Annotated in this window: 6 protein-coding genes; 2 read left to right on the forward strand and 4 right to left on the reverse strand. The window is 58.6% G+C overall.

Going from position 1 to position 3,330, the window contains the following annotated elements:
- On the reverse strand, positions 1 to 520 hold a 520-nt coding region (locus AC1DT3_RS15740; RefSeq protein ID WP_477466183.1), incomplete at its 3' end, for an SDR family NAD(P)-dependent oxidoreductase.
- A 169-nt stretch (positions 521 to 689) separates the two neighbouring features.
- Between AC1DT3_RS15740 and AC1DT3_RS15745 the strand changes: the two genes are divergently transcribed.
- Complete coding sequence (locus AC1DT3_RS15745) at positions 690 to 1,025, forward strand: hypothetical protein (RefSeq protein ID WP_477466184.1); 336 nt, start codon at positions 690 to 692, stop codon at positions 1,023 to 1,025.
- A gap of 57 nt (positions 1,026 to 1,082) precedes the next feature.
- Here the strand turns inward: AC1DT3_RS15745 and AC1DT3_RS15750 are convergent, their stop codons facing one another.
- Positions 1,083 to 1,925, reverse strand: coding sequence for an aldo/keto reductase (locus AC1DT3_RS15750; protein WP_477466185.1), 843 nt, complete (start codon positions 1,923 to 1,925; stop codon positions 1,083 to 1,085).
- Between the two features lie 150 nt (positions 1,926 to 2,075).
- On the opposite strand from AC1DT3_RS15750, the gene AC1DT3_RS15755 reads away from it, so the two are divergent.
- The gene (locus AC1DT3_RS15755) at positions 2,076 to 2,351 is read left to right on the forward strand and encodes a hypothetical protein (protein WP_477466186.1); all 276 of its coding nucleotides are present in this window, start codon (positions 2,076 to 2,078) and stop codon (positions 2,349 to 2,351) included.
- 127 nt (positions 2,352 to 2,478) lie between these two features.
- Here AC1DT3_RS15755 and AC1DT3_RS15760 read toward each other — a convergent pair whose 3' ends face one another.
- Both AC1DT3_RS15760 and AC1DT3_RS15765 read right to left on the reverse strand, forming a co-directional pair.
- Complete coding sequence (locus tag AC1DT3_RS15760; protein ID WP_477466187.1) at positions 2,479 to 2,973, reverse strand: YciE/YciF ferroxidase family protein; 495 nt, start codon at positions 2,971 to 2,973, stop codon at positions 2,479 to 2,481.
- Between the two features lie 87 nt (positions 2,974 to 3,060).
- Positions 3,061 to 3,330 (reverse strand): DUF6766 family protein (locus AC1DT3_RS15765; protein WP_477466188.1); only part of this gene is annotated, 270 nt, incomplete at its 5' end.

Genomic DNA, 3,330 nt, shown 5'->3' on the forward strand with positions numbered 1-3,330 from the left:
CGTCGAGGCGACCGAATTCGTCAAGTGTTTGGCGCACCACGTGTCGGCAGAAATCCGGATTTGTGACGTCTCCCGCAATCACCAGGCATCGACGTCCTTCTTTTTCGATCGCCCGTTTAGTTGCCGTTGCGTCATCATGCTCGGTGAGATAGGCAATGACGATATCCGCCCCTTCCCGGGCAAACAGGGTCGCGACAGATCTGCCGATTCCAGAGTCGCCGCCAGTCACGATGGCAACCTGGTCGAGGAGTTTCTCCGAACCCTTGTAATAGGGCGCATCGTACATCGGCGCGAGGTCGAGCTCGGCTTCCAGGCCCGGCTTCGCAAGCTGCTTCGCGGGCAAAGGCGGCGCCGGATAGGGACGCGCCCCTGTCTGTGACGGACGCGACGGACTTTTCTTTGCCTTGCTGTCCGCCGCCTTGATTTCCGACTGCAGAGCGCGGTGTTTCGTTGCAGCCTCCTGGGCTTCCCGCGCGAAAGCCTCCCGCGCGGAGGCGCTGTTCTTGTCCGAGCTCGGCATGCGTCTTCTCCACAGTTTGGTTCACAACATATGAATTGTGTTGAGCGATTTCCGTTCCCCCTTAACGCTTTATTCTGATTTCGCTCAGCAAGTGTTCATCTGCGGAACCGTACAATACGTCTCATAGTTGTCGTTCCGAATGCGAATGACAGTGTTGAGGAGAGAAACGATGCGTTTGGGTAAATGGGTTCTCGGAGCCGTGGCGGCTGGCCTCTGGTTCGGATCTGCGCAAGCCGCTCCGTTTCCAGTGTCGCAAGCTCCCGGCGTTGAAGCGGCCGGCGTCGAATCGGTTCAGTATTATTACGGCGGTCCGCCGCGTCACGGATACTATGCTCCTCCGCGTCGTCGTTATGCGCCACCGCCGCCACGATACCATGGCGGATACTATCAGGGACCGCGGCATCGGTACGGCTATGGATACGGCTATGCACCGCGCCGGGCAGCTCCGCCGCGCTACTACACGAAGGATCAAGTGCGAGCTTGGAACCAGATGAACGGTTTCTAAATTCCACGAAGCGGCCCGTCACTGACGGGCCGTTTTTTTGACGGACGCATATAGAGCTCAGATCATCTCAAGGCCGCGTCGCCGCGTCGGTGGCGGAAAGGCCGCATCCAACTCGGCAAGGTCGTCCGCAGACAATATGATGTCGTGTGCCGCGCGATTCTCCTCTACATGCGCGACGCGCGCAGCCTTCGGGATCACGACAACGTCGGGATGTCGCAACACCCACGCAAGCGCGATCTGGGCGGGACTGGCGCCGTGCCCTTCCGCAACCGATCGAAGAGCCGGATTGCGCAGAATGCGTCCTTGCTCGATTGGCGAGTAAGCCATGATGGGCATGCCGTGTTCCCTGCACCAAGGCAAGAGATCGAACTCAATTCCGCGGCGACTCAGATTGTAGAGGATCTGATCGGTCGCATTGCGCTTCTTGCCCTTCAATCGCGCCCATTCTTCGAGATCCTCGACGTCGAAGTTGCTCACCCCATACGCGCCGATCTTGCCTGATCGAACGAGATGTTCGAAACCTTCGAGCGTGTCGGCGAGCGGAATGCCGCCGCGCCAGTGCAGCAGATAGAGATCGAGCCGCTCGGTCTTCAAACGCCTCAAGCTCCGTTCGCAGGCCGCGATCGTTCCCTCGCGCGAGGCGTTGGAGGGCAGAACTTTGCTCACGAGAAAGACGCTGTCCCGTTGGCCAGCAACCGCTTCGCCGATTAGCTCTTCCGCGGCGCCGTCGCCATACATTTCAGCGGTGTCGATGAGGGTGAGGCCAAGGTCGATGCCACGCTTCAACGCCGCGATCTCCTCGCCCCTTTTCGTGCGCGGCTCGCCCATGTTCCACGTACCTTGTCCCAGCGCGGGAACAGACGTGCCGTCGGGTAGCCGAACCGATCGAATTGCGGACATTGATTTGCCTTTGATAGAGGGCCATCCATCCGTTTTACGGCGCCGAAACTTCACCGCGCAAGACCACCCACCAATTCATCCTGGTCGACCATTTTGATTGACTCTCATCGCCCGAAATGTTCTCTATATGTTCATGCAAGGATTTCTGCAATGAATGGGCCAGGCGAACGGCAGCGCGCGTTTGCGACGTCTGACGTTTCGACGGAGATCGAAACGACCGCGTCGATCTATCTCGAACTCGCACGGGGCGATCCTTCGAGGGCACTCCAGGCGGCGGTCGCTGATCTGTTGGAGGTCAGCAACCGCGCGGCATCTCAGCAATGGGCTTTGGACCAGTGGGTGTCGCACGGCTATGTGCAAGGACGAGCCGTTGACCATATCGCAGCGGCACGATTGCGTGGCAGAGCTGGTGGCGCGTCCGATTAGGGACGATGTCGTTCGGGCTATAACGGGGCCATCCGCCGGCGAGATCGGGAGACATTGCCGTCGTAAGAAATGCCTCCACGTTTTCTCGACCGGCGATCGCTCGCTACATCCCGTTAAGTTGTTCCCGCTACGCCGCCTTTGAGTTCACGTCCGACTTTGCCATCTTCGAGAGAAGCATATCGGTGTCTTTTTCCTCTTTCAGCGTCTCGTCGAGAAGTTTTGCGGCGTCGCGCATCCCGAGTTGGTCGGCCCAGGTCCGCAACGTGCCATAGCGCGAGATTTCGTAATGCTCGACGGCTTGTGCGGCAGCGACGAGGCCAGCATCGAGCGCAATGCTGTCGGCGAAATCCTCCATGACTTCCTTGCCCTCCTCGATGATGCCGTTGATTGCTTCGCAGGCCTTACCCTGCGCGCGCTTTCCGACGATCTTGAAGACCTGCTCCAGGCGTTCGATCTGGCCTTCCGTCTGTTCGCGATGAAGCTCGAAGGCTTTTTTCAGGTCCTCCGACTGCGCGGCTTTCTCCATTTTCGGCAACGCTTTGAGAATCTGCTTTTCAGCGTAGTAGATGTCTTTCAGCGTATTCAGAAACAGGTCGTCGAGGCTCTTCTCTTTTGTAGGCATCTAACGGCTCCATGGTTGATGAACGGCGTTACGAGAACTCCGAAGCGCAGGCTTTGATCCACGCTCCGTTTCGAAATTTGCGCGTCTTCAGGTTCCTGTTTGCGAATGTGGCGCGGCGACGGGCTTCGATTCCGGCGATCCGCGCTGCCGCAGGAATATCGCAAGGATCACGAGCATCGCAACGGATAGGAATTCACTCTGCCAATTTTGGAAGCTCTCGTACCAAAACTCGGCGCCGGTGATCGTGTCGATGATCGTCGGTGCCGGCTGATGATGAGCAAGAGCCTCTTCCGCGGCCTTGCGCGAACTTCCCAGCCAATGCAGGACGAACGAGATCAAGAACAGAGCGACGAGCGC

This window comes from Microvirga sp. P4_G7 (assembly GCF_056401005.1).

Excerpts from the sequence above, each read along its gene's own strand:
- AC1DT3_RS15750 (WP_477466185.1), bottom strand. The coding sequence starts at position 1,925 with ATGTCCGCAATTCGATCGGTTCGGCTACCCGACGGCACGTCTGTTCCC.
- AC1DT3_RS15745 (WP_477466184.1), top strand. The coding sequence starts at position 690 with ATGCGTTTGGGTAAATGGGTTCTCGGAGCCGTGGCGGCTGGCCTCTGG.
- AC1DT3_RS15760 (WP_477466187.1), bottom strand. The coding sequence starts at position 2,973 with ATGCCTACAAAAGAGAAGAGCCTCGACGACCTGTTTCTGAATACGCTG.
- AC1DT3_RS15755 (WP_477466186.1), top strand. The coding sequence starts at position 2,076 with ATGAATGGGCCAGGCGAACGGCAGCGCGCGTTTGCGACGTCTGACGTT.